The following is a 25,778-nucleotide window of genomic DNA, read 5'->3' as shown; positions in this document are numbered from 1 at the left end:
CACGCTGCCCACCGAGGGTCACGGCTAAACTTCCAGGCGAATCCCCAGCTTCGCGCTCCCGGCCCGAAAGGACCCAGGTACCCCGTGACTTCGCAGGTCGACACCGTCAGCGCAGCCGCAGCAACCCCCGACGTGCCGCAACCCTATAAAGAGCTGGGTCTGAAGGACGACGAGTACGCCCGCATCAAGGACATCCTCGGCCGCAGGCCGACCGACGCCGAACTGGCGATGTACTCGGTGATGTGGAGCGAGCACTGCTCCTACAAGTCGTCGAAGGTGCACCTGCGCTACTTCGGCCAGACCACCACCGAGGAGATGCGCTCCTCGATGCTGGCCGGCATCGGCGAGAACGCGGGCGTGGTCGACATCGGCGACGGCTGGGCCGTCACCTTCAAGGTGGAGAGCCACAACCATCCGTCCTATGTCGAGCCGTATCAGGGCGCGGCGACCGGCGTCGGCGGCATCGTGCGCGACATCATGGCGATGGGCGCCCGGCCGATCGCGGTGATGGATCAGCTGCGCTTCGGCGCGGCGGACGCGGCCGACACCCGGCGCGTGGTCGACGGTGTGGTGCGCGGCGTCGGCGGGTACGGCAACTCGCTCGGCCTGCCGAACATCGGCGGTGAGACCGTGTTCGACCCGTCCTACCAAGGCAATCCGCTGGTGAACGCGCTGTGCGCGGGCGTGATGCGGGTCGAGGACCTGCACCTGGCCTTCGCCTCCGGCACCGGCAACAAGATCATTCTGTTCGGCGCGCGCACCGGCCTGGACGGCATCGGCGGCGTCTCCGTGCTGGCCTCGGACACCTTCTCCGGGGACGAATCGGGCACCGGCCGGAAGAAGCTGCCGAGCGTGCAGGTCGGCGACCCGTTCACCGAAAAGGTGCTCATCGAGTGCTGTCTCGAGCTGTACGCGGCCAAGCTGGTGGTCGGCATCCAGGACCTCGGCGGCGCCGGGTTGTCCTGCGCCACTTCCGAACTCGCGGCCGCGGGCGACGGCGGCATGCATATCGACCTGGAAAAGGTGCCGATGCGCGCCACCGGGATGAACCCGGCCGAGGTGCTTTCCAGCGAATCGCAGGAGCGCATGTGCGCGGTGGTCGCCCCGGAGAACGTGGACGCGTTCATGGCGGTGTGCCGCAAGTGGGACACCCTGGCCACGGTGATCGGCGAGGTCACCGACGGTGACCGCCTGGTCATCACCTGGCACGGCGAGACCGTGGTCGACGTGCCGCCGCGCACCGTCGCGCACGAGGGCCCGGTGTACGAGCGCCCGGTGCGGCGTCCGGACGAGCAGGACGCGCTGATCGCGGACAGCACCGACAAGCTGACCCGCCCGAAGACCGGCGACGAACTGCGCGCGACGCTGCTGCGGATGCTGGCCAGCCCGCAGCTGTGCAGCCGCAAGTGGATCACCGAGCAGTACGACCGCTACGTGCGCGGCAACACCGTGCTCGCCGAGCACGCGGACGCGGGCGTCATCCGGATCGACGAGGAGACCGGCCTCGGCATCGCGCTGGCCACCGACGCGTCCGGCCGCTACACCAAGCTGGACCCGTACACCGGCGCGCAGCTCGCGCTGGCCGAGGCCTACCGCAACGTGGCCACCACCGGCGCCACTCCGAAGGCGGTCACCAACTGCCTGAACTTCGGTTCGCCGGAGGATCCGGGCGTGATGTGGCAGTTCCAGCAGGCCGTGCGCGGTCTCGCGGACGGCTGTGTGGCGCTTGGCATTCCGGTCACCGGCGGCAATGTCAGCTTCTACAACCAGACCGGCCAGACCGCCATCCTGCCGACCCCGGTGGTCGGCGTGCTCGGCGTGATCGACGACGTGCACCGGCGCATCCCGACCGGCCTCGGCCTGGAGCCGGGGGAGACGCTGATCCTGCTCGGCGACACCAGGGACGAATTCGGCGGCTCCATCTGGTCGCAGGTCGTGCACGATCACCTCGGCGGCGTGCCGCCGGTGGTCGACTTCGCCCGCGAGCAGTTGCTGGCCGAGGTGCTCACCGCGGGTTCGCGCGACGGCATGATCAGTGCCGCGCACGACCTTTCCGAGGGCGGGCTGATCCAGACCGTGGTGGAGGCCGCGCTGGCCGGCGAGACCGGTTGCCGGATCCTGCTGCCCGAGGACGCCGACCCGTTCGTCACCCTGTTCTCCGAGTCGGCGGGGCGGGTGCTGGTCGCGGTGCCGCGTTCGGAGGAGACCCGGTTCACCAAGATGTGCACCGCCCGCGGCCTGCCGTGGACGCGCATCGGCGTGGTCGACCAGGGCGCGGATTCGGTTGAGGTGCAAGGACAGTTCTCCGTCCCCATGGACGAGCTGCGGGCCGCGCACGAGGGCACGCTGCCGAAGTTGTTCGGGGCAAGCGCGATCTGATGGCGCCCGAGGCTGAAGCGGTCTCGTTGCGTCTGGCCGGTGGTGCCGGCGACCTCGTCGGCACCGTCGAGCGTTTCTTCCGCCCGAACTATGTCGGGCTGGTCGTCGCCACGCTGTTCTTCTCGCTGTCGCTGACGCCCTCGCTGCTGCCCAGGGATTGGCTGTTCGAGGGGCTCATCGGCGGGGTGAACGCGGCCATCGGGTACGGCGTCGGCTGCCTGCTGGAGTGGGCGTTCCGCAGCTGGGTCCGGCCGCGGCTACCCGCCTCCTGGACAAAGGTTTTCGCCGATCTGCCCAGCTGGGTGCCCGGTGCGGTCAAGGCGCTGGTGGTGCTCGCCTGCGTGGTGGTCGCGATCGTGATGCTGATCCAGTCGGCGCGCTGGCAGCGCGAGATCACCGAGTTGATGGGCATGGACGACACCACGACCACCGGCTTCCTGCGCACCGGCGCGTTGAGCGCGGCGGTGATCGCGCTGGTGATCGGGGTGTTCCGCGCCGTGCGGTGGCTGGTGCGCTGGGTGGCCGGCGAGCTCACCGAGTGGGTGCACATTCCGCGAAAGTTCGCGCTGCCCATCGGGTTTCTGATCGTCACCATCCTCGCGGTCACGGTGTTCAACGGCGTGCTCGCGAAAGGCTTTTTCGCGGTGGCGAATTCGGCGTTCAGCGTGCGCAACAGCCACACCTCACCCAACGCCGCCCAGCCGCAGCTGGCCGAACGGTCCGGCAGCCCGGACTCGCTGGCCAAGTGGGAGACGCTCGGCTCGGAGGGTCGCTGGTTCGTCTCGTACGTGCCGACCGCGGACGACATCGCCAGGGTCACCGGTAAACCCGCGCGCGAGCCGATCCGGGTCTACACCGGACTCGAATCGGCGGACGGCCCGGAGGCGCAGGCCGAGCTGGCCGTCGCCGAACTCGAACGCACCGGCGCGTTCGACCGGAAGGCACTGGTGGTGGTGACCACGACCGGCACCGGCTGGGTCGACTCGACCAGCGCCGAATCCGTCGAGATGATGTACGGCGGGGACACCGCGATCGTCGCCACCCAGTATTCGTATCTGCCCAGTGTCCTGTCGTTCCTCTCGGACAAGGACAAGGCGACGCGGATGGGAAAGCTGGTGTTCGACAAGGTCTATGAGCACTGGTCGGCGCGGCCGGCCCAGGCCAGGCCGAAGCTGCTGGTCTACGGCGAGAGCCTGGGCTCGCAGGGTTCGGAGGGCGCGTTCAACGGGCTGGCCGACCTGCGCACCAGGGCCGACGGGGTGCTGTGGGTCGGGCCACCGAACTCGAACCGGCTGTGGGGCGAATTCGTCGCCCGCCGCGATCCGGGCTCGCCCGAGGTATTGCCGACCTACGCGGACGGACTCGTGGTGCGCTTCGCCGACGGCCGCGGCGATCTGTGGCAGCCGTCGAGCACCTGGCTCACCCCGCGCATCGCCTATCTGCAGCACGCGTCCGACCCGGTGGTCTGGTGGTCGCCGGATCTGCTGTTCAACGAGCCGGATTGGTTGCGCGAGCCGCGCGGCTCGGACGTGTCGCCGACCATGGCGTGGTATCCGATCGTCACGTTCTGGCAGGTGGCGGCCGACCTGCCGAACGCGCAGGGGGTCACCGACGGGCACGGTCATCGCTACGGCACGCTGGTGCTCGACGCCTGGGCCGCGCTGGCCGAACCGCCGGACTGGTCCGCGGACCTGTCCGACCGGATCCGGAACTACTTGGAGCAGTCCGCGATTCGGGAACGTTCGCGCAAATGAATTGGTAGGACGCGTACCTGGGCGGACCTGGACCCCTCGCGCACCGGGCCCGCCCAGGCGCGTCAGGTCACGGTGTTGAACGGATCGTGCTCCGCGAGCAGCTTTTCCAACCGTGCCTGATCGATGCGACCGTGCACGGTCGCGGCCTCGTGCTGGTCACGCACCACCTTCGCCAGGGTGAAGGTGCTGGTCACCAGGAACAGCAGCGACATCGCGAGAAACCCGCGCTGCCACATGTCCAGTGGGAGATAGCAGATGCCGGCGCCGACCCCGAAGAAGCTGACGCCGAACGCGATCGCGGCCTGCGCGATGAAGGCCGAAGTGGTTTTCGACTGGGCGTTGGGAGTGCTCATGCGCAGAAGTCTGCCGACCCGCGCAGGCGCGCAACCGCGTACAACTACTCGAGCGGCCTGGGTAGTTGCCGGTCGGCGGTGATCTGGGTCTACGCCACCGCGTGGCGGCCGGGGCAGCGCCGCGCCGACGGTACCGGAACGGCCATACTGTTCGGGTGCTCGAGTCCGCCTCCACCTTGACGAAGCTGCGTGCGCGCGGCGTCGTCATCGTGCGGCGCGCGGAGGACATCATCGACCTGAACTACGTCGGGCTGGTCTTCGCGACGGTGTTCTTCGTGCTGTCGGTGACGCCGTCGCTGCTGCCGCGGGACTGGCTGTTCCAGGGGCTGATCAGCGGGATCAACGCGGCGCTCGGTTACGGCGTCGGCTGCGTGCTGGAGTGGCTGTTCCGGCTGTGGGTGCGCCCGCGGCTGCCCAAGATCTCGCCGCCGCCGACCTGGGTGCGCTACGCGGTGAAGTCCGCGATCCTGATCACCGCCGCGCTCAGCGCGGCGCTGATGCTGGTCCAGTCGGCGCGCTGGCAGCGCGAGATCACCGCGCTGATGGGCATGGAGGGCACCACCACGCCCGCCTACCTGCGCACCGGATTGCTGAGTCTGTCCGTCGGCATGGCGGTCGTCGCGGTGTATCGGACGGTGCGCGAGATCATCCGGTTCTTCGCCCGGGTGCTCAACAAGTGGGTGCGGGTGCCGCGCGAGCTGGCGCCTGCCGCCGGGTTCCTGGTGCTGGTCGTGCTGGCCGTGACCATCTTCAACGGCGTCGCCTCGCGGGCCTTCTTCGCGGTGGCGAACTCGGCGTTCAGCGTGCGCAACGATCACAGCTCGGCGAACGCGATCCAGCCGGTGCAGCCCGAACGTTCCGGCAGTCCGGCCTCGCTGGCGAAGTGGGAGACCCTCGGATACGAAGGGCGCTGGTTCGTTTCGCACGGCCCGACCGCGAGCAAGATCAGCGAGGTGACCGGCAGGCCGGCCCGCGAGCCGATCCGCGCCTACGTCGGACTGGAGTCGGCCGGGGCCGACCAGGAGCCGGCCGAGCTGGCCGCCGCGGAACTCGAACGCACCGGCGCGTTCGACCGGAAGGTGCTGGTCGTGGTCACCACCACCGGCACCGGCTGGGTGAACGGGATGGCGGCCGCCGCGGTCGAGTACATGTACGGCGGCGACAGCGCGATCGTCGCCTCGCAGTATTCGTATCTGCCCAGCGTGCTCTCGTTTCTCGCGGACCGCAGCAAGGCCGCGACCGCGGGCAGGGCGATGTTCGACGCGGTCTACGCGCACTGGAGCGCGCGGCCACCGCAGCAGCGGCCGAAGCTGCTGGTGTACGGGGAGAGCCTGGGCTCGCAGGGCTCCGAGGCGGCCTTCGACGGGCTCGCCGACCTGCGGACCAAGGTGGACGGCGCGCTGTGGGTCGGGCCACCGAACTCGAATCGACTATGGGAGCAGTTCGTTTCGCGGCGCGATCCCGGCTCGCGCGAGGTCGAGCCGGTGTACGCGGACGGACTGGTGGTGCGATTCGCCTCGGACAGCGCCGATCTCGCGCGACCGTCCACCGAGTGGCGGCCGCCGCGGATCGCCTATCTCCAGCACGCGTCCGACCCGATCGTCTGGTGGTCGACGGATCTCATCTTCTCCCAACCGGATTGGCTGTCCGAGCCGCGCGGCGCGGATGTCTCCTCGCAGATGCGCTGGTGGCCGTTCGTGACCTTCTGGCAGGTCGCCGCCGATCTCACCAATGCCCAGGGCGTGACCGACGGACACGGCCACCGCTACGGCAGCCTGGTGCTCGACGGGTGGGCGGCGATCGCCGCGCCGCCGGATTGGACCGCGGCGATGTCCGACCGGATCCGGGCGGAGATCGAGGCGGCCGAGGATTTCGAGCGGAAGACCAAATGAGCAGAGTTCCGGAAACCGTTGCCGCCGTGGTTATTCCGTTGACCTGGAGCAACTGGGTGCTGCCCCGGCTCGGGCTCGGGGTGCGGGGCCGGACCGCCGCCAACGCGGCATTCGCCACCGGCTACGGCGCGGCCTTTCATGGATCGCCGAATTGGTTCTCGGCGAAGGGATTTCGGTACGGCGCGGTTGCGGCCGCCCTGGTCTCCGCTGGTTACGGTGTGGCACTGGCGATTCCGTCCGTGCGGAACGCATTGCACGAGTTCGACGATCGAGGACCGGAGGTGTCGCCGGTCGAATGGATCGCGGTGCACATCCCGATCGGCACGGTCTACAGCGAAGAGCTGATCTTTCGTGCCACTCTGGATCCGTTGCTGGACAACGCGTTCGGCACCCGGGCCGGATCGGTGCTCGGCGCACTGACGTTCGGTATCTGGCATGTGCACCCGGCTCTGGCCGCGGGCGACAGCGTCCCGGTCACGGTCGCCGCGACGGCGGCGGGCGGCGGCGCACTCGGCTGGCTGCGCCGGCGCAGCCGCAGCGCCACCGCTGCGGCTTTGCTGCACTTGGCCGTCAACGTCGGCGGTGCCGTGGCCCCGCGCATCGCCCGGCTCATCGGCGCGCCCGCGAAGCCCTGATTCCGCGGGTATCGCGCTGACGCTCGTCGGCGTCGCGCGTCGCTGAATCCGGCGGACTGTCGCGCCGAACAGTCGTGGATATCCCCTTGACCAGCCAAAACCCATTGGTACGCCATGCGCTGTTGCGCACAGTGTTCCGTTGTGCGTACAGTGTTCGCAACGGGAGAATGATGTACCCGCCGATCACATGCAGAGCAGGAGAAAGACATGTCGAGCAACGTGAACTGGAGCGCCGAGGGTGACTGGAAAGTGCAGGGCGAGTGGGGCGGCGCCGACTCGTCCGGGCGGACGTTCGCCGTCGCGCGGTGGCAGCGGCGCCTCGACGAGCTCCGGATCGCCAACCACGTGCCCGGCGCCGCGCTGGCCGTCTTGATCGACGGGAAGGTCTACGAGATCGCCAGCGGCGTGCTGCATCGGGGCACCGGCGTTCCGGTCCGCACCGACTCGGTGTTCCTGTGCGGCTCGGTCGCCAAGGTCTACACCGCCACGATGATCATGCGCCTGGTCGACCAGGGCAAGCTCGAGCTGGACGCCCGGGTAGCCGACGTGCTGCCCGAGTTCGGCACGCCGGACCGGGAAGCCACCGCGGTGATCACCATCCGGCAGCTGCTCAGCCACACCGGCGGGGTGACCAACGACTTCAACTACGACGGCGGCCGCGGCGACGATTGCCTGGCCGAATATGTCCGCGCCGCACGGGAAGTCGCGCTGGACTGCAAGCCGGGCACGGCGATGTCCTACGGCGGTCTCGGTTACGTGGTGCTCGGCCGGGTCATCGAGGTGCTCACCGGCAAGACCTACGACGAGGCCGTGCAGGAGCTCCTGGCCGTGCCGCTGGGCCTGGACCACCTGGTGACGCTGCCGGAGCAGGCGCTGAAGTTCAGCACCGCGATGAGCCACCTCGGCGCGCCGGGGCGGTACCCGGATCCGGCTCCGGAGTGGGACATCATGCCGCGCTCGGTGGCCCCCGCGGCGCGGGTGATCAGCTCGGCCGGGGACATGGTGCGGTTCGCCCGCATGCACCTCGACGGCGGCCGCGCCGTCGACGGCACGGCCGTGCTCACCCCGGAAACCGTTGCGGCGATGCAGCATCGGGAGATCGACGTGCCGGACAAGTGGACGGTCAGCGCCGACGGCTGGGGCCTGGGCTGGACCCTGTACGACTGGAACGGCATCAAGGGCTTCGGTCACGACGGCGCCGCCATCGGTCAGTACGCCTACCTGCGCGCCATCCCGGAGTCCGGCATCGCGGTGGCGCTGCTCACCAATGGCGGTGGCGCGCGCCAGCTTTACGCGGCGCTGTTCCGTGAGTTGCTGGCCGAGGTGGCCGGCGTCGAGATGCCGGAGCCCTTCGCCCCCGCCGACCCGCCGGTGCCGGTGTCCATCGATCCGTTCGTCGGCACCTACGCCCGGGCCGGCGTGGTCATCACGGTCAGCAAGCGCGACGACGGCTCCGCGCACCTGCGGTACGAGTTCGTCGACGAGATGAAGGACATGTCCCCGCCGCTGAGCATGGACCTGACCCCGGTCTCGGCAACGGTTTTCGCGGCTTCCGGTGCGGGTCCCTCGTTCAGCGAGGACTACATGCCGGTCGTGTTCGCCACCCTCGGCGACGGCACCGAAGCCTGCTACGTCGGGATGCGTGCCACACCCAAGCAGAGCTGATCGTCCGCGACCGCCGCGGGGTCGTGGACCTGCCCGGAGCCGGTAATCTCGGCCGGGTGGCACGACAATCGGTGAGTCCGGCGCAGCTGCGATCAGCGGTGGACGCGGTCGGTGACTGGCTCAGGGACGACTCGGTGGCGGCCCCCGCGCGCACCGAACTCGCGGCCGCGGTCCGCGCCACCGCCCGCACCCTGGCCGCCTCCGCCCCCGGCCATTCGGTGGAGGTCCGCGTTCCCCCGTTCGTCGCGGTGCAATGCATCGAAGGCCCGCGGCACACCAGGGGCACCCCGCCGAACGTGGTCGAGACCGACCCGCGCACCTGGCTTCTCCTGGCCACCGGCCTGCTGGAATTCGCCGCCGCGCTCGACTCCGGCGCGCTCACCGCCTCGGGCAGCCGCGCGGCCGAGGTCGCGCACTGGCTCCCGATCGCCAGGGCCGAGGCCTGACCTACCGGATCAGGCGGCGACGGGGGTGTTGTTGCTGCTGCGGTGCAGGCCCTTGTAGTCGTAGAAGCGGGAGATCACCGCACCGAAGATCAGGCCGATGGCCAGGCCGAGGACGGCCATCCAGACGCCGCGGCTGAGACCGGCCTCGAAGCTGGCGTCGAAGTAGAGGATGGCGCGGATGCCGAGGAAGACCTGGTGCATCGGCTCGAACGAGGCGAGCCAGCCGAAGTACTGCGGCGTCGCCTCGATCGGGACGGTGCCGCCGGAGGAGGGCAGGCCGAGAATGATGAACAGGATCAGGTTCACCAGCAGTCCGGCCGAGCCGATGGCGGCCAGCGTGGACAGGCCGGTGACGCCGACGGCGATGATGGCCAGCGCGCTGTAGAGGAACAGGGCAAGCGGGTGATCGATCGGCATGTCCAGGATCGTGCCGACGATCAGGAAGACGCCGGAGACGATGTTCGCGGTCACCACCATCACGCCCCACTTGATCAGCAGGGTGTGGAAGCGCGAGATCGGCGTCGGCGGATAGTGCACGAACCACGGCCCGTATTCGGTGGGGATGAACCCGAGTTGGGCGTCGATCATGGTGTGGATGACCATCGCGCCGACCACCCCGGCGAGCAGCAACAGCAGCGCGTAGAAGAACGCGCTGAGTCCTTGGCCGGTGCCGTCGGGCAGCGGGTGGTACTGCTGGACAACGACTTTCACCGGATCGGCGAGCGCGACCCGCGCCGCGCCGGACAGCTCGGGCGCGGGCGGCGCGCCGGGCTGCGGCTTCAGCTGCTCGGTCACCTGATCGGTGAGCTGCTTGCCGACCTGCTTGTTCACCTCGGTCAGCGCCTGATTGCCGACCCGCAGCACGATCTGGGTGCCGAACGCGCCGGTGCGCGGATTGGTCTGCATGGTGATGATCGGGCGTTCCATCTCACCCGGAATCACGCTGCCGACGCCGAGGATGCCGAGGCGCTTGCTGAAATCGCTGGGAATGATCAGCGCGCCGTACACCTGGCCGGACTGCATCTGCCGCTCGGACTCGCTGATGCTGAGCACCCGCAGGTCGACCTTGTCCGCGGGCACCCCCTTGGTCAGCGCGTCGGCGATCTGGTTACCGAAGTTCACCTGCTGCTGACGATCGGCGGTTTTGATGACATCGCCCACATCTTGGTTCACCAGCGCGATCGGAAAATCGTGCAGGTTCTTCTCCGGATCGACGACGTAATCCAGATACATGATGCCGAGCAACGCGGTCAGCAGCGTGAGCACGGCCATCGGAAACAGCACCATGCGCGCCCATGGCCTGCGTGGCGGCGGGGTTGTCCCGGTGGTCGATCCCGTCCCGCTGCCTGAATCCGCGCTGTCGGTAGTCGTCACGGATCGCACCGTAACAGCTGCCGCGGCCGGATTTCCCGGCCCGCACGCCACGCCGATTGCTGCTCGTATGCGGTGGGGGTGATCGTGATCGAACTTTCACCCGTAGACTGGATGCTGCCCCCAGCCCGCCCGAACAGGGAGCAAACGGTGACCAAGGCCGAACTGCCGGTTGACGCTATTTCCGCCACCTCCGATCAGGTCGAGAACGAGCCACGCGAAGAGTGTGGCGTGTTCGGCGTCTGGGCGCCGAGCGAGGACGTGGCGAAGCTCACGTACTACGGCTTGTACGCGCTGCAACACCGCGGGCAGGAGGCGGCGGGCATCGCGGTATCCGACGGTTCACAGATTCTGGTCTTCAAGGATCTCGGGTTGGTCAGTCAGGTATTCGACGAGCAGACCTTGGCCGCCATGCCAGGCCACATCGCCGTCGGCCATTGCCGCTACTCCACCACCGGCGGCGTGACCTGGGAAAACGCCCAGCCCATCTTCCGTACCACCTCGGTCGGTTCCGGACTTGCCCTGGGGCACAACGGCAATCTGGTCAACACCGCCGAATTGGCAGGCCGGGCAAGGGAATACGGACTCATCGGCGCGACGGTGGCCAACGGCCGCCCGCAGCCGATCGCGGCCACCTCCGACTCCGACGTGATCACCGCGCTGCTCGCGCACGCCTCCGCCGACTCCAGTATCGAGCAGGCCGCGCTGGAGCTGCTGCCGACGCTGAAGGGCGCGTTCTGCCTGACCTTCATGGACGAGCACACCCTCTACGCCGCGCGGGACCCGCACGGCGTGCGCCCGCTGTGCCTGGGCAGGCTCGACCGTGGCTGGGTTGTTGCCAGTGAAACCGCCGCGCTGGACATCGTCGGCGCCGCGTTCGTCCGGGAGATCGAACCCGGCGAACTGCTGGCGATCGATGCCGACGGCGTGCGGTCGATGCGTTTCGCCAACCCCGAGCCCAAGGGCTGCGTCTTCGAATTCGTCTATCTGGCCAGGCCGGACAGCACCATCTCCGGCCGCTCGGTGCACGCCACCCGGGTCGAGATCGGCCGACTATTGGCCAAGGAGCATCCGGTCGACGCCGACCTGGTGATCCCGGTGCCCGAATCCGGCACGCCGGCCGCGGTCGGGTACGCGCAGGGCTCCGGTGTGCCCTACGGCCAGGGCCTGATGAAGAACGCCTACGTCGGGCGCACCTTCATCCAGCCGAGCCAGACCATTCGCCAGCTCGGCATCCGGCTCAAGCTCAATCCGTTGCGCGAGGTCATCCGCGGCAAACGGCTCATCGTGGTGGACGACTCGATCGTGCGCGGCAACACTCAGCGCGCGCTGATCCGCATGCTGCGCGAGGCCGGCGCGCTGGAGATCCACGTCCGGATCGCCTCGCCGCCGGTGAAGTGGCCGTGCTTCTACGGCATCGACTTCGCCTCGCCCGCCGAGCTGATCGCGAACGGGTCCGGCGCCGAGGGCAGCTTCGACGAGATGGTGGAGGGCGTACGCCGCTCGATCGGCGCGGACACCCTGGGCTACATCTCCACCGAGGGCATGATCGCCGCCACCGAGCAGCCGCGCTCGCGGCTGTGCTGCGCCTGCTTCGACGGCGATTACCCGATCGCGCTGCCCACCGAGGCGGCCATCGGCAAGAACGTGCTCGAGGGCATGCTCACCGGTCAGCCGGAGGCCCTGCTGCTCGGCGAGAACGCGAACGCCAGCGCGCTGAGCCGTCCCTGATCCGCCGGGCGGTCGTGTTACACGGCTGTCCGTCGAGTGCCGGTATTTCCGACACATCGCTGTAGCGATCCCAAGCACATAGCCGTCCCGTTTTCGAGCACATCGTTGTCTCGATTTCCAGCGGATTCTTCGTCATCGCCGACACCCCGCCGACGTACTCGGGCATGCCCAAAACATGGTGTGCGCACGGCGGGTCGATCACGCGCGTCGCGGGCATCCGCGCCGTTTGGCCGCTGGCGTGTCGTGGCGTACTTGTGACATGTCAATCGCCGGGAGGGCGCGTTCCTGGACATTCGTCCGGTGATCTGGCCCCTGCGATGCGTATTTTGCAACGCGACCTAATCTCCCGATCATTTTTCTGTGAAAACGCAACGTGCCGGAAATGGTTCGTAGGTACGGTGCCCGTCAGATCGGAAGTTCATATGTGTCCGCACCTGTCCTGCGATCCAGGACAACGCGGTGCGGCGCTCGAGAAGTGGGGCCCTGATGTTGGTTTCTAGAACACCTGGGGGCCGGACCCGGACGCGAACCATCGCGGCCGTCGGCCTGGCGACGCTGGTTGCGTCCGCCTTGGCCGGCTGCGGTTCGGGCCGGACCGGTGATGGTGGTGACGGTGGTGGCTTGGTAGCCGGCACTACGGACAAAATCTTCTCGCTCGACCCGGCGGCCGCCTATGACAACGGCTCCCTGGTCGCGGAAACGCAGTTCTACCAGTACGTGTTGAACTTCGCGCCCGGCGATGCGACGCCGAAGCCGGACGCTGCGGAGAAGTGCGATTTCACCGCCCCCACGGTGTACTCCTGCACCATGAAAGCGGGTCTGAAGTTCGCCAACGGCAACCCGTTGACGGCCAAGAGCGTCAAGTTCTCCTTCGACCGGATGCTCAAGATCAACGACCCGAACGGCCCGGCCTCGCTGCTCGGCAACCTGGAGAAGACCGAGGCGCCGGACGACCGCACGGTCAACTTCACCCTGAAGGTCGCCAACGACCAGACCTTCCCGGCGATCCTGCCGACCCAGGCCGGCCCGATCGTGGACGAGAAGGTCTACTCGCCGGACAAGGTGATGGCCGACGAAGACGTGGTGAAGAACAAGGGTTACTCCGGCCCGTACACCATCGCCAGCTACGACAAGAACAAGCTGGTCGAGTACACGGCGTTCCCGGATTACAACGGCATTCTCGGCACCCCGAAGACCAAGACGGTCTCGACCAAGTACTACGCCACCACCGACAACATGAAGCTCGACCTGCAGAACGGGTCGCTCGACGTCGGCTACCGGTCCTTCACCCCCACCGACATCGGCTCGCTGCGCGGCGACAACAAGGTCGCGGTGCACGAGGGCCCCGGCGGTGAGCTGCGCTACATCGTGTTCAACATGAACACCATGCCGGGCGGCACGCCGGAGCAGAAGCTGGCCGTGCGCAAGGCGCTCGCCTCCACCGTCGACCGTGCCGCGCTGGCCGAGGGCGTCTACAAGGGCACCTACCTGCCCGCGTACTCCTCGATCCCGCAGGGCGTTCCGGGTGCGGCCGAGCCGTACAAGGACATCTACGGTGCGAGCCCGAGCAAGGAGAAGGCGGCGAAGTTCCTCGCCGACGCCGGTGTCGCGACGCCGGTCGAGCTGAACCTGCAGTACAACCCGGACCACTACGGTTCGAGCAGCTCCGAGGAATACGCGGCGCTCAAGTCGCAGCTAGAGGCCAGCGGCCTGTTCCGGGTGAACCTGCAGTCCACCGAATGGGTGAGCTACCAGCGTGAGCGCGCCCGCGACTCCTACCCGCTGTATCAATTCGGCTGGTTCCCGGACTTTCCGGACCCGGACAACTACCTGACCCCGTTCTTCGCGCCGAACAACTTCCTGCAGTCGCACTTCGAGAACCCGGGCATCACCGCCCAGCTGCTCGCGGAGACCACGACGACGGACAAGAACAAGCGGCTCGAGATCCTCAAGGGTGTGCAGACGGATCTGGCGCAGAACTTCGTGCCGATCCTTCCGCTGCTGTCCGGCAAGCAGATCGCCGTCTCCGGCAAGAACGTGCAGGGCGTTGAACAGACTCTCGACGCGTCCTTCAAGTTCCGTTACACGGTGCTGAGCAAGTGACATCCGGCGAAGCCGGGCCCGGGACGATAGCTGCTCCAGAAACGAAGCCAGCGCCGGCCCGGGCCCGGCGCTTCGGCGTGCCCCGACCAAAGAAGGGCGGCAGCGATTCTCGCCAGCTCGCCCTGCTGCGTTACCTCGGCGTGCGACTGCTGCTGATCCCGGTGACCGCGTGGATCCTGGCCACCGTCGTGTTCTTCCTGATGCGCGTGGCCGGCGATCCGATCAGTGCGGCCATGGGTGGTCGAATGACCCAGGAGCAGATCGAGATCCGCAAGGAGGCGGCCGGGCTGAACCGGCCGATCCTGTCGCAGTACTGGGACTACATCTCCGGCCTGCTGCGCGGGGATTTCGGTAAGTCGCAGGACAACCGGCAGATCAGCGACGTGATCACCACCTACGGTGCCGCGTCGGCGGAGCTGATGTTCTGGGCGCTCATCGTGGCCTTCGCGATCGGCATTCCGCTGGGCAGATACGCGGCGACGCACCGGGATTCGATCTCCGACACCGGTCTGCGGTTGTTCGCGATCCTGGCCTACGCGGCGCCGGTGTTCTTCGTCGGCCTGCTGTTGAAGCTGGTCTTCGCGGTGAAGCTGGGCTGGCTGCCGGTCGCGGGCCGGGCCAGCACGAACGTCGAGCTGCAACTGCAGCATGTCTCGCCGAAGACCAACGTCATGTTGATCGACGGATTCCTCTACGGCGACACCGATTACATCATCGATGTGCTGAAACACGCTGTCCTGCCGGCGATCGCGCTCGGGCTGCTCACCGCGGGCATCTTCCTGCGGCTGGTGCGGATCAACCTGATCCAGACGCTGCGTTCGGATTACGTGGACGCCGCGCGGGCGCGTGGCCTCTCCCGGCGGGTGGTCACCGGACGACACGCGTTCCGCAACGCGATGATTCCGATCGTCACCGTGATGGGCATGCAGATCGCCATGATGCTCGGCGGCGCGGTGCTGACCGAGACCACCTTCGAGTGGAAGGGCCTCGGCTATCAGCTGGCGCAGTATCTGTCCGCCCGGGACTTCGTGGCGGTGCAGGGCATCGTCGCGTTCATCGCGATCTTCGTCGCGTTGATGAGCTTCCTGGTGGATACCCTTGTCGCACTGATCGACCCGAGGGTGAGGTTCTGATGACCGCACCTGAATTGTTGAACGAGCCCGTGGTCACGCCGGTGGTACCGCCGGCGGGCCGGCGCGGCATCCCCGGCCTCCGGCTGTTCACGATGACCGCGGGGCTGCAACGCGCGACGCTGATCCTCGGTCTGGCGCTGGTCGTCGTGTTCGTGCTCGCGGCCATCTTCGCGCCGCTGATCGCGCCCTACGGATTCGCCCAAAGCGCCTCCGACGGTGTCGATTTCGTCCGTCAGCAGGCGCCGTCGGCGGATCACTGGTTCGGCACCTCGGTGCGCGGTGAGGACGTGTTCTCCCGGGTCATCTGGGGTGCGCGCACCGCGCTGTTCGTGATCGTGATCTCGCTGGTGCTCTCGCTGTTCATCGGCGTGCCGCTCGGCCTGCTGTCGGGTTACCTCGGCCGCTGGTTCGACCGGGTGCTGGTGCTGTTCATGGACGCGATGTACGCCTTCCCGACGCTGCTGCTGGCGATCGTGGTGTCCATCGTGGTCGCGGGTGGCCGCTCGACCAGCCTGGGCGGCGTGCTGTCCGCGGCGGTGGCGATCACCGCGGTCTTCGTGCCGCAGTACTTCCGGGTGGTGCGCAACGCGACCGTCTCGGTGAAGAACGAGCCGTACGTGGACGCCGCCCGGGTGACCGGCGCGTCCACCGCGCGAATCCTGTTCCGGCACATCTTCGCCAACGTCACCCAGTCGCTGCCGGTGATCGTCACGCTGAACGGATCGGAGGCCATCCTGACCCTGGCGGGCCTCGGCTTCCTCGGGTTCGGCATCGAGCCGACCCAGGCCGCCGAGTGGGGCTACGACCTGAACAAGGCGCTCTCCGATGTCTCCAACGGCATCTGGTGGACCGGTATCTTCCCCGGTTTCGCCATCGTGCTGGTGGTGCTCGGGATGACGCTGGTCGGCGAGAGCCTCAACGAGGTGCTCAACCCGGTGCTGCGCACCCGGCGCGCGGTCGCCGCCGCGCCGGGCGACACGATCACCGTCGCCGGCGTGGAAACCGCTGGGCCCGAGGCGGATCCGGCCAAGGACCGCACCGAGGGGAAGGAGACATCATGACCGAGCCAGCCGTGGCCACCGACCGCAGCAAACCGGCCCTGTCCATCGAATCGCTGTCGGTCACCTTCGCCACCGACGCCGGACCCGTCTACGCGGTCACCGACGTCTCCTACGAGGTGTATCCCGGCGAGGTGCTCGCCATCGTCGGCGAGTCCGGTTCGGGCAAGTCGGTGAGTTCGCGCACCGCGATGGGCCTGTTGCCGTTGACCGCGCGGGTGCGCGGTCTGGTCACGCTCGGCACCGAGGCCATCACCTCGATGAACGAGCGGCAGCTCACCGCGCTGCGCGGCGGCGCCATCTCGATGGTGTTCCAGGAGCCGGGCCTCGCGCTCGACCCGCTGTTCACCGTCGGCTTCCAGATCGGCGAGGCGCTGCGCGCGCATTCGCAAATGAGCAAGAAGGACGCCAAGGCCCGCGCGATCGAACTGCTCCGCATGGTCGGCCTGCCCGACCCGGAGCATCGGGTGGACTACTACCCGCACCAGCTCTCCGGCGGCCAGAAGCAGCGCGTGGTGATCGCCATCGCCATCGCCTGCGAGCCGAAGGTGATCATCGCCGACGAGCCGACCACGGCCCTCGACGTGACGGTGCAGGCGGAGATCCTGGAGCTGCTGCGGGATCTGCGCGACCGGATCGGCAGCGCCATCGTGCTGATCACGCACAACATGGGTGTGGTGGCCGACCTGGCCGACCGGGTCGTGGTGATGCGCAACGGCAAGGTGGTCGAGCAGGCGCCGGTGGACGAGCTGTTCGCCAGCCCGAAGGAGGAGTACACCCGGGCGCTGCTCGCGGCCGTGCCCCACCTCGGCACCGAACAACTGGCGCACGGCCCGGCCGAAGAGGTGGCCACGACCGCCGAGCCGGTGCTCGAGGTGTGCGATCTGGTCGTCGAGTTCCCCGGCTCGTTCGGGCGGCCGGTGTTCCGCGCGGTCGACGATGTCAATCTCTGCATCGGGCCCGGCGAAACCCTCGGCCTGGTCGGCGAATCCGGTTCGGGCAAGTCGACCATCGGTCGCTGTGTCGCCGCGCTGCAACGCCCGACCTCGGGCGTGGTGAAGATCCGCGGGCAGGACATCGCCGGCATGTCCGGGCGCAAGATGAAGCCGATCCGGCGGCGCTTCGGGTTCGTCTTCCAGGACCCGGCCAGCTCGCTGAACCCGCGGCTCACCGTCGGCGAGTGCGTGGCCGAGCCGCTGCTCGTGCACAAGATGGGCAGCGCGGCCGAGATCAAGGCGCGGGTGCGCAAACTGCTCGACGACGTGCAGCTGCCCGCGGGCACCGAACGCCGGTATCCGCACGAGCTGTCCGGCGGTCAGCGCCAGCGCGCGAGCCTGGCCAGGGCCCTGGTCCTGGACCCGGATCTGCTGGTCGCCGACGAGCCGACCAGCGCGCTCGACGTCTCGGTGCAGGCCGCGGTGCTGGAGTTGTTCGGGCAGCTGCAGCGCGAATGCGGCTGGGCCTGCCTGTTCATCAGCCACGATCTCGCGGTGGTGGACCAGCTGGCCGACCGGATCGTGGTGTTGCGCAACGGCGCGGTGGTCGAGCAGGGTGACCGAGATCGCATTCTGCGGGCGCCGACCGAGGAGTACACCCAGCGCCTGGTGGCCGCGGTGCCGGTACCCGATCCGGTGGAGCAGCGCAGACGCCGGGCGGAGACCGCGGCATTGTTCGCGACGCAGGTCGGATGACGCGACAAGTGATTTCGTGAGCGCAGGGGTAACTCGTCGGGTCCGCCCGGAACCCGGCGAGTTACCCAACCGGCAACCCGGTTGTCAAGTCCCGCGGCACTGCACGGCCCGAAAAAGGCGCGCAGAGGCGGGAAGGCGTCAATACCGGTGCAGGAGCGTTATCGGTCTCCGGTAGCGTGAGCAGGCATCTATCCGCCGATTCGGTTTGGAGCTTTCCCCGAAAATGACTGAACAGACCCCCAGTGGTGGTGCCTCTTACGCCGCGGCAGGCGTGGACATCGAGGCAGGTGACCGCGCAGTCGAGTTGTTCGGGCCATTGGCGAAGAAGGCGAGCCGACCCGAGGTCCAGGGCGGCCTCGGCGGATTCGCCGGACTGTTCGCGCTGAAGGGCGGATACCGCGAACCACTACTCGCCGCGTCCACCGACGGGGTCGGCACCAAGATCGCGGTGGCGCAGGCGATGGACAAGCACGACACCGTCGGCCTGGACCTGGTCGCGATGGTCGTCGACGACCTCGTCGTGTGCGGCGCCGAGCCGCTGTTCCTGCAGGACTACATCGCCATCGGCAAGGTCGTCCCGGAGAAGGTCGCCGAGCTGGTCTCCGGCATCGCCGAGGGCTGCGTCCGGGCCGGCTGCGCGCTGCTGGGCGGCGAGACCGCCGAGCACCCCGGCCTGATGGACCCGGACGACTACGACCTGTCCGCGACCGGCGTCGGCGTGGTCGAGGCCGACGCGGTGCTCGGCCCGGACCGGGTGCGTCCCGGTGACGTGGTCATCGCGATGGGCTCGTCCGGCCTGCACTCCAACGGCTACAGCCTGGCCCGCAAGGTACTGCTGGACATCGACCGGATGTCGCTCACCGGGCACGTCGAGGAGTTCGGCCGCACGCTCGGCGAGGAACTGCTGGAGCCGACCCGGATCTACGCCAAGGACTGCCTCGCGCTGATCGCCGAGACCGACGTGCGCACCTTCGCCCACGTCACCGGCGGCGGACTGGCCGCCAACCTGGCCAGGGTGCTGCCCGCGGGCATGGTCGCCGAGCTGGATCGCGGCACCTGGAACCCGGCGCCGGTGTTCAAGATGATCGCCCAGCGCGGCCGGGTCGAGCGGGTCGAGATGGAGAAGACGTTCAACATGGGCGTCGGCATGGTCGCCATCGTCGCGCCCGAGGACGTGGACCGGGCGCTGGCCGTGCTGACCGCGCGGCACATCGAGTGCTGGACCCTGGGCACCGTGAAGAAGGCCAAGGATTCCGACGCCCTGCGTGCCGTCCTGGTGGGCGAACACCCGCGGTTCTGAGACCCGTACCCGAACACACACCAGCGTCCCGCATCGCTCAGATGCGGGACGCTGGTGTGTTCTAAGCCTTTTCGGCGTTATCCGTCAACGCGCGGCAACGGCAGAAAGAGGAGGCACGTTGACCTCCCCTTTCGAACGTTACTTCGAGTCAGCGGCGCCAGTCGTCGTAGTCGTCCTCTTCGAATTGAGATGAGGACTTGTCCGCGTCGTGCTCATCGGACAGCACACCACTCCGTTGGGAGTGGGGGCTTCCCGAAAGCTCGCGCTGAAGGCTCGCGAAATCGCTCGGCGGGCTGCTGTACTTCAGCTCGCGTGCGACCTTGGTCTGCTTTGCCTTAGCCCGGCCACGGCCCATGGCTGACCCCCTCGCGTCACTGCGGGGCGGCCTGGGGTTTGGTTGGCGGCCCCGTTCGAATTAATACTCTTCCTGACAGACACTTTAGCGTGTGTCCGGCCGTCCCGCTTCCAGGAGTGGGTGAAGAACCTCCGAAGTGGTTCTGTTTGCCCGGTTGTCGCCCTCGGCCGGCCCGGCTAGAGCACCCCCGGGATCGCCCGGATCACGCCGACCCTGGCTCCGCCGCCGAGCACCGCGGGGGCCGCCAGCTCGGTGTGCGCGTCGGTCCAGTCGACGCCGATCCGCTGCAAAATTGCCAGCGTCAGGGGGATTCGGGCTCGGTCGCTACCGTCCTCGATCTTGTACGCGAAGGCCGTTCCGTCGGGCAGCGCACCGGCGTGCACCCCGTCCGCGCCGATCTTGCAGACCAGTCCGGGGGTGGCTTGCATGGTCAGCAGATCGGGTGCGTTGGTGCCCGAAATCACTCGCGGATGGGCGCGGATGGCGTCCGCGACGCGCCGCTCCGGCGCGTCGGCAGCGGCGGTCGCCATGGTGGCGAACACCCGGGCCAGGTTGACCAGCGACACCGGAATGATCGGCAGGCCACAGCCGTCGATGCCGAGATCGGTCTCCGGCTCGCCGGTGAGATCGGCGATGGTGGCGATGACCGCCTGCTGCAGCGGATGCGACTCGTCGAGGTAGCCCTCGGTCGGCCAGTCGTTGATCTTGCAGGTCGCCAGCATCGCGGCGTGCTTGCCCGAACAGTTCATGTAGATCCGGCGCGGTTCGTGCGAACCCGAGAGCACGGCCGCGCGCGCCTTCTCGTCGACCGGCAGATCGGGCGGGCATTCGAGGGACTTCTCGTCGAAGCCGAAGCGGTCGAGCAGCCTGCGCACCAGCGCGACGTGATCGGGCTCGCCGTAGTGCGAGGCGGTGGCGATGGCCAGCTCGGCGTCGTCGATCGGGTCGAACCCGTTTCGCAGCAGGGTGATCGCCTGCATGGGCTTGTTGGTCGAGCGGGGGAAGATCGGCAGGTGCACCTCGCCGAGGGCGAGCGTCGGCTCGCCCGCCGGATCGAGGATGACGGCCGAGCCGCGGTGCACGCACTCGCGGAAGCCGGAGCGGACTACTTCGACCAGTTCCACACTCACAGTTGCGCTCCCGTGTCGAGTTCGGTGCCACGTTGCGTGGCCGGTTGGGCGGATTCCTGGGCGCGTCGTTGCGCCGCGCGGTCGGCGTTCGCGTGCCTGCGGGCGTGCCGTTCGACCTGCTTGCGCACATCGTCGGAGATGGTCGGCTCGGCGGCGAGCAGGATGGCGAGCAGATCGGGGTCGTCGCCGGTGAACAGATCACGGACGGTGATGCCGTGGTCCGGGACGTGCACCACGGACACCCGGTCGCCCGCGCCGATCGTGCCCTCGGTGAGCACGCGCAGGTAGGCGCCGGTGTCGGCCTGCACGGTGAATCGCTTGACCCACTGGGCTTCTCCGCTCCAGTGCTGGAAGGTGGCGCACGGCACCCGCGGCGCGCTCACCTCGAGCAGCGTGTCGCCGATGGCCCAGCGCGCGCCGAGCACCGCGTCGCTCACCCCGAGGCCGGCGATGCGCAGGTTCTCGCCGAACCAGCCTGCGGGCAGCTCCCGGTCGAGCGCGCTGCCCCAGCGCCGGGCATCCTCGTCGGCATAGGCGTAGACGGCCTGGTGCACGCCGCCGTGGTCCTCGGTATTGCACACGTGATCTCCGTCGAGGCCGAGCGCGCGCACCGGTACCCGGCCCGGCATCGGGCGCTTGTCGATCGCGGACCGGCCGACCCGGCCCGGCACCTCGAGCTCGGCGTGCACCACGCAGACGGCCAGGACCTCGCCGGAATCAGTGGTTCGCATCGGCCGGACTCCTCTCGGCGGGGCGTCGGGCCGGGGCCCGCAGTTCGGCGGACCGGCATGGTTCAGCGCGACAGGCGGAGCCTGCGCCCCTTCGGTTTTCGGCGGTCATGGTCGGGTCAGCGTCCGCGGAGCCGATCGACGGCGAGCCTGCCCGCCTGCGGTGAGTCGTCCGACGGCACCGAGTCCGGGTCGATGGCCGCGGCGGTGGGGCCGGCGGTCAGCGCGGTGTCCGCGGGGACGGTGCGTTTGATCAGCGCGAGCGCGATCGGGCCGAGTTCGTAGTGGTCGATGACGGTGCCGAGGCGGCCGATCGCGCGGCCGCCCGCGGTGACGTCGGTGCCGGTCTCCGGGCGCTCGTCGGCCGAGCCGTCCAGGTGCAGCAGCACCAAGTGCCGCGGCGGCTTGCCGAGGTTGTGCACCCTGGCCACGGTCTCCTGGCCGCGGTAGCAGCCCTTGTTCAGGTGCACGGCGCCGAATTCGGCGGGTCCGCCGATCCAGCGGGCCTCGTGCGGAATGGTGCGCTCGTCGGTGTCGAGTCCGATCCGCGGGCGCACGGCGGCGACGCGCAGCGCCTCGAAGGCCCACATGCCCGCGGGTTCGGCGCCGGCCTCGGTCAGCCGGGTCCAGAACTCGGCGAGCCGATCGCGGGGGATGACCAGATCGAACGAGTCGGCGGTCGGCCACGGCATCCGGCGCACGAACCCGCCGTCCGGCAGCGCGACCGCCTCGTAGGTGCCGGGCACGGTCGCGACGCCGAGCGCGGCGAGCACGTCCGCCGCCTGCGGCCCGAGCAGGCTCAGTACCGCGTAATCCGCCTCGGCGGGCTGGGCGTCGGCCCAGAAGACCATCTTCTTCAGGAAGTCCAGCAGCGCGCGGCCGCGGTCGCCCTCGGTGTCGATCCAGACCGTGCTGTCCAGCTCGGTGAGGACGAAGTGGTTCAGCACCCGGCCGTTCAGATCGAGGTCGAGGTTCTCCGCCGACTGCCCGTCGCCGAGGGCGGCGATGTGCTGGCTGGAGATGGTGTGCAGCCAGGTCAGCCGCTCGGCGCCGGTGATCCGGAGGACGAAACGATGCGACCGATCGATGATCGCCGCGCGCTGCACCGCGGCCCGCTGTTCGCCGAGCGGATCACCGTAGTGCCAGGCGACGGCGGCATCGGGCGAACCCGGCGCTCCCGCGACGGCTCCCGAAACAGCGAGGATAGGGCTGGGCGCAACGACCACGGACACGTTTCCACTGTAGGCGGGGTCGCGCTCGGGTGCCCGAACCGGGGCGGCGGGGAGACGGTTACGCGGTCGTCCGCGCGGCTTGCGCGTGAACCTCGGGCGGCGGCTGGTAAAAGATGCCGCGAAGTCTTCCGTGACCTAGGCGAGACATTGCCGAACCGCCTAGTCTCGACGCATGGTAGATCGGGTTCTTGTCTCACTCGACGGCGCGGTCCGGGACGCGGACGCGCCGTTGTTGTATGCGGACGATATCGGCGTATTGCGTGGCGACGGTATTTTCGAAACGGTGCTGGTGCGCGCGGGCAACGCGTGCGCGATCGAATTTCATCTAGGCAGGCTGCGTCGCTCGGCGCAGGCGCTGGATCTGCCCGAGCCGGAACTCGGCCGGTGGCGCGAGGCGGTCGAGCGGGCGGCCAAGGAGTGGGGAACCGACCGCGAGGGCGTGATGCGACTGGTGCTCACCCGCGGCCGCGACAGCGAGCTATCCGGGGTGGCGGAGAAGGTGACGTCCGGCGATCTCGCCGCCGCCGTTCCGGTGCCCACCGCGTACGTGCTCGTGCTGCCGGTGCCGGACCGGGTGCAGAAGGCGCGCGCCGAGGGCGTCTCGGTGGTCACGCTGTCCAGGGGCATCTCGATCGACCTGGCGCAGGCCGCGCCGTGGCAGTTGCTCGGCGCGAAGACCCTGTCCTATGCGTCCAACATGGCGGCGCTGCGATTCGCCGCGCGGATGGGCGCCGACGATGTGATCTTCACCAGCACGGAGAACCGCGTGCTGGAAGGCCCGCGCTCGTCGGTGGTGATCGCCAGGGACAAGCAGCTGATCACCCCGCCCGCGAAAAACGGTGTGCTGCCCGGTGTCACGCAGCGCGCGCTGTTCGCCGAGGCGGAGAAGGCCGGGTGGGAGTGCGTCTACAAGTCGCTGTTCACCGCCGATCTGCTCACCTGTGACAGCGTGTGGATGATGTCGAGCATCTCGCTCGCGGCACGGGTGAATTCGCTGGACGGGCTGCGGATGTCGGCCCCGGACAACGCACAGGAGATCACCGATCTGGTCGATCGGGGGATCGAGCGAGCGGGCGCCATCGGCGATTGGTGAGACTCCCGACGGCGACCGGTGACTGCCCGCACCGGCGCTGACGGGGTCTCCGCCCGGCGTGACGTGCGTCCTACTTGCGCGGTGCCGACGCGCAAAACCGCTGATTGGGGCCGAACGGCCCGGAGTGTCGTGGCCTAGGACTCATTGTTCTCGACCGCCTCCGACGTAGGATTACTACGTCATGTCGTAGACGACGAGGAGGTCGTGGCCGATGAGTGAGCGCAGTGAGGCGCAGTCATGAACGCCCTGGACATCTCGCGATGGCAGTTCGGCATCACGACGGTCTACCACTTCCTGCTGGTGCCGCTGACGATCGGACTCGCGCCCCTCGTCGCCGCCATGCAGACCGCGTGGGTCATCACCGGCAAGGATCACTGGCTGCGGCTGACCAAGTTCTTCGGCAAGCTGTTCCTGATCAACTTCGCGCTCGGGGTCGCCACCGGCATCGTGCAGGAATTCCAGTTCGGGATGAACTGGAGCGAGTACTCCCGGTTCGTCGGTGACGTGTTCGGCGCGCCGCTCGCGCTGGAGGGCCTGGTCGCCTTCTTCATGGAGTCGACCTTCCTCGGGTTGTGGATCTTCGGCTGGACGCGGCTGCCGAAACTCGCGCATCTGGCCGCGATCTGGATGGTCGCCATCGGCGTGAACGCCTCGGCGTACTTCATCGTCGCGGCGAACTCGTTCATGCAGCATCCGGTCGGGGCGCGGTTCAACCCGGAGACCGGGCGGGCCGAGCTCGACAGCATCGTCGCGGTGCTCACGAACAACACACTGCTGGCGGCCTTTCCACACGTCGTCGCCGGATCCTTCGTCACGGCAGGAACTTTCGTGGCCGGCATCGCCGGCTGGTGGATGGTGCGCAAGGCGCGCAGCGGCGATGCCGCGCAGCTGACCGAGGCGCGCACCATGTGGCGGCCCGCGGCGCTGGTCGGCATCTGGGTGATGCTGATCTCGCTGGTCGGCCTGTTCTTCACCGGTGACACCCAGGGCAAGCTGATGTTCGAGCAGCAGCCGATGAAGATGGCCTCGGCGGAATCGTTGTGCCACACCGAAACCGACCCTGACTTCTCCATTCTCACCGTCGGCACGCACAACAACTGCGACAGCGTCACACACGTGCTCGAGGTGCCGGTCGTGCTGCCGTACCTGGCCAAGGGCGAGTTCAGCAACGTCACCCTGCCCGGCGTGGTCGACCTGCAGAAGGAATACAACGAGAAGTACGGCGTCGGCGACTACCGGCCGAACCTGTTCGTCACCTACTGGTCGTTCCGCGCGATGATCGGCCTGGCCGCAGGCTCGGCCCTGCTCGCGCTGGCCGGGCTGTGGCTGACCAGGCGCGGCCGGGTGCCGACCGAGCGCTGGTTCTCCTGGCTCAGCCTGCTGATGATCCCGACGCCGTTCCTGGCCAACAGCGCGGGCTGGGTGTTCACCGAAATGGGCCGTCAGCCCTGGGTTGTCGCGCCGAATCCGACCGGTGACCTGAGCCTGCGGCTGATGGTGCAGCAGGGCGTGTCGAACCACTCGGCCGGGGTGGTGCTGTTCTCGCTGATCGTCTTCACGCTGCTGTACGGCGGATTGGCGGTCGTCTGGTTCTACCTGATGCGGCGCTACGTGATTCACGGACCGGACCCGGCCCCGGCGCCCGCCGGCGGGCCGGGCGATACCGGTGATCCGGGCCGGCATCGCGCCGAAGAGCCTGCCGTCGAACAACTTTCGTTCGCATACTAGG

The 25,778-nt window shown here is 68.5% G+C and carries 20 protein-coding genes; 14 read left to right on the top strand and 6 right to left on the bottom strand.

Going from position 1 to position 25,778, the window contains the following annotated elements; translation table 11 throughout:
• Positions 1–84: 84 nt before the first annotated feature.
• Both purL and ACFQ9K_RS31700 read left to right on the top strand, forming a co-directional pair.
• Positions 85–2,379 (top strand): phosphoribosylformylglycinamidine synthase subunit PurL, encoded by a 2,295-nt coding sequence (gene purL, locus ACFQ9K_RS31705; protein WP_378722391.1) that lies wholly within the window; start codon positions 85–87, stop codon positions 2,377–2,379.
• Positions 2,379–4,133, top strand: coding sequence for an alpha/beta hydrolase (locus ACFQ9K_RS31700; protein ID WP_378722392.1), 1,755 nt, complete (start codon positions 2,379–2,381; stop codon positions 4,131–4,133). The genes purL and ACFQ9K_RS31700 overlap by 1 nt, the downstream gene beginning before the upstream one ends.
• A gap of 62 nt (positions 4,134–4,195) precedes the next feature.
• On the opposite strand, the gene ACFQ9K_RS31695 is transcribed toward ACFQ9K_RS31700, so the two are convergent.
• Positions 4,196–4,486 (bottom strand): YiaA/YiaB family inner membrane protein, encoded by a 291-nt coding sequence (locus ACFQ9K_RS31695; RefSeq protein ID WP_378722393.1) that lies wholly within the window; start codon positions 4,484–4,486, stop codon positions 4,196–4,198.
• Positions 4,487–4,641: 155 nt separating this feature from the next.
• On the opposite strand from ACFQ9K_RS31695, the gene ACFQ9K_RS31690 reads away from it, so the two are divergent.
• The 4 genes from ACFQ9K_RS31690 to ACFQ9K_RS31675 all read left to right on the top strand — a co-directional run bounded on the left by ACFQ9K_RS31690 (position 4,642) and on the right by ACFQ9K_RS31675 (position 9,124).
• Positions 4,642–6,378: an alpha/beta hydrolase gene (locus tag ACFQ9K_RS31690; RefSeq protein WP_378722394.1), complete on the top strand. Its 1,737-nt coding sequence runs from the start codon at positions 4,642–4,644 to the stop codon at positions 6,376–6,378.
• Entirely contained in the window at positions 6,375–7,013 is a 639-nt protein-coding gene (locus ACFQ9K_RS31685) for a type II CAAX prenyl endopeptidase Rce1 family protein (RefSeq protein WP_378722395.1), read from the top strand. The genes ACFQ9K_RS31690 and ACFQ9K_RS31685 overlap by 4 nt, the downstream gene beginning before the upstream one ends.
• A 207-nt stretch (positions 7,014–7,220) precedes the next feature.
• Entirely contained in the window at positions 7,221–8,678 is a 1,458-nt protein-coding gene (locus ACFQ9K_RS31680; protein ID WP_378722396.1) for a serine hydrolase domain-containing protein, read from the top strand.
• Positions 8,679–8,734: 56 nt separating this feature from the next.
• Positions 8,735–9,124: a sterol carrier family protein gene (locus ACFQ9K_RS31675; protein ID WP_378722397.1), complete on the top strand. Its 390-nt coding sequence runs from the start codon at positions 8,735–8,737 to the stop codon at positions 9,122–9,124.
• Positions 9,125–9,133: 9 nt separating this feature from the next.
• Here the strand turns inward: ACFQ9K_RS31675 and ACFQ9K_RS31670 are convergent, their stop codons facing one another.
• A complete protein-coding gene (locus ACFQ9K_RS31670) occupies positions 9,134–10,411 on the bottom strand; it encodes a YhgE/Pip domain-containing protein (protein WP_378722401.1) in 1,278 nt (425 codons plus the stop codon).
• A gap of 234 nt (positions 10,412–10,645) precedes the next feature.
• Between ACFQ9K_RS31670 and purF the strand changes: the two genes are divergently transcribed.
• The 6 genes from purF (at position 10,646) to purM (ending at position 19,511) form a co-directional block, all read left to right on the top strand.
• Positions 10,646–12,226, top strand: coding sequence for an amidophosphoribosyltransferase (gene purF, locus ACFQ9K_RS31665; protein WP_378722398.1), 1,581 nt, complete (start codon positions 10,646–10,648; stop codon positions 12,224–12,226).
• A gap of 486 nt (positions 12,227–12,712) precedes the next feature.
• Positions 12,713–14,329 (top strand): ABC transporter substrate-binding protein, encoded by a 1,617-nt coding sequence (locus tag ACFQ9K_RS31660; protein ID WP_378722399.1) that lies wholly within the window; start codon positions 12,713–12,715, stop codon positions 14,327–14,329.
• Between the two features lie 122 nt (positions 14,330–14,451).
• The gene (locus tag ACFQ9K_RS31655) at positions 14,452–15,462 is read left to right on the top strand and encodes an ABC transporter permease (protein WP_378722402.1); all 1,011 of its coding nucleotides are present in this window, start codon (positions 14,452–14,454) and stop codon (positions 15,460–15,462) included.
• Positions 15,463–15,491: 29 nt separating this feature from the next.
• Positions 15,492–16,523 (top strand): ABC transporter permease, encoded by a 1,032-nt coding sequence (locus tag ACFQ9K_RS31650; RefSeq protein WP_378722403.1) that lies wholly within the window; start codon positions 15,492–15,494, stop codon positions 16,521–16,523.
• Between the two features lie 11 nt (positions 16,524–16,534).
• Complete coding sequence (locus ACFQ9K_RS31645) at positions 16,535–18,211, top strand: ABC transporter ATP-binding protein (RefSeq protein WP_378722404.1); 1,677 nt, start codon at positions 16,535–16,537, stop codon at positions 18,209–18,211.
• 223 nt (positions 18,212–18,434) lie between these two features.
• Positions 18,435–19,511 (top strand): phosphoribosylformylglycinamidine cyclo-ligase, encoded by a 1,077-nt coding sequence (gene purM, locus ACFQ9K_RS31640; RefSeq protein WP_378722400.1) that lies wholly within the window; start codon positions 18,435–18,437, stop codon positions 19,509–19,511.
• 148 nt (positions 19,512–19,659) lie between these two features.
• Here the strand turns inward: purM and ACFQ9K_RS31635 are convergent, their stop codons facing one another.
• The 4 genes from ACFQ9K_RS31635 to ACFQ9K_RS31620 all read right to left on the bottom strand — a co-directional run bounded on the left by ACFQ9K_RS31635 (position 19,660) and on the right by ACFQ9K_RS31620 (position 22,956).
• On the bottom strand, positions 19,660–19,866 hold the full coding sequence (locus tag ACFQ9K_RS31635; RefSeq protein ID WP_150403870.1) for a DUF3073 domain-containing protein: 207 nt from the start codon (positions 19,864–19,866) through the stop codon (positions 19,660–19,662).
• Between the two features lie 176 nt (positions 19,867–20,042).
• Positions 20,043–20,996: an asparaginase gene (locus tag ACFQ9K_RS31630; RefSeq protein WP_378725802.1), complete on the bottom strand. Its 954-nt coding sequence runs from the start codon at positions 20,994–20,996 to the stop codon at positions 20,043–20,045.
• Positions 20,993–21,727: an MOSC domain-containing protein gene (locus ACFQ9K_RS31625; RefSeq protein WP_378725800.1), complete on the bottom strand. Its 735-nt coding sequence runs from the start codon at positions 21,725–21,727 to the stop codon at positions 20,993–20,995. The genes ACFQ9K_RS31630 and ACFQ9K_RS31625 overlap by 4 nt, the downstream gene beginning before the upstream one ends.
• Before the next feature lie 116 nt (positions 21,728–21,843).
• Positions 21,844–22,956, bottom strand: coding sequence for a YgfZ/GcvT domain-containing protein (locus ACFQ9K_RS31620; protein ID WP_378725798.1), 1,113 nt, complete (start codon positions 22,954–22,956; stop codon positions 21,844–21,846).
• Between the two features lie 172 nt (positions 22,957–23,128).
• On the opposite strand from ACFQ9K_RS31620, the gene ACFQ9K_RS31615 reads away from it, so the two are divergent.
• Together ACFQ9K_RS31615 and ACFQ9K_RS31610 are read left to right on the top strand one after the other, a co-directional pair.
• Complete coding sequence (locus tag ACFQ9K_RS31615; RefSeq protein WP_378725796.1) at positions 23,129–24,049, top strand: aminodeoxychorismate lyase; 921 nt, start codon at positions 23,129–23,131, stop codon at positions 24,047–24,049.
• 237 nt (positions 24,050–24,286) lie between these two features.
• Complete coding sequence (locus ACFQ9K_RS31610) at positions 24,287–25,777, top strand: cytochrome ubiquinol oxidase subunit I (protein WP_378725794.1); 1,491 nt, start codon at positions 24,287–24,289, stop codon at positions 25,775–25,777.
• The last annotated feature ends 1 nt before the right edge of the window (position 25,778 follow it).

Source organism: Nocardia sp. NPDC056564 (genome assembly GCF_042793755.1).
Classification (GTDB): Bacteria; Actinomycetota; Actinomycetes; order Mycobacteriales; family Mycobacteriaceae; genus Nocardia.
This window is presented reverse-complemented; position numbering and strand designations above follow the sequence as displayed.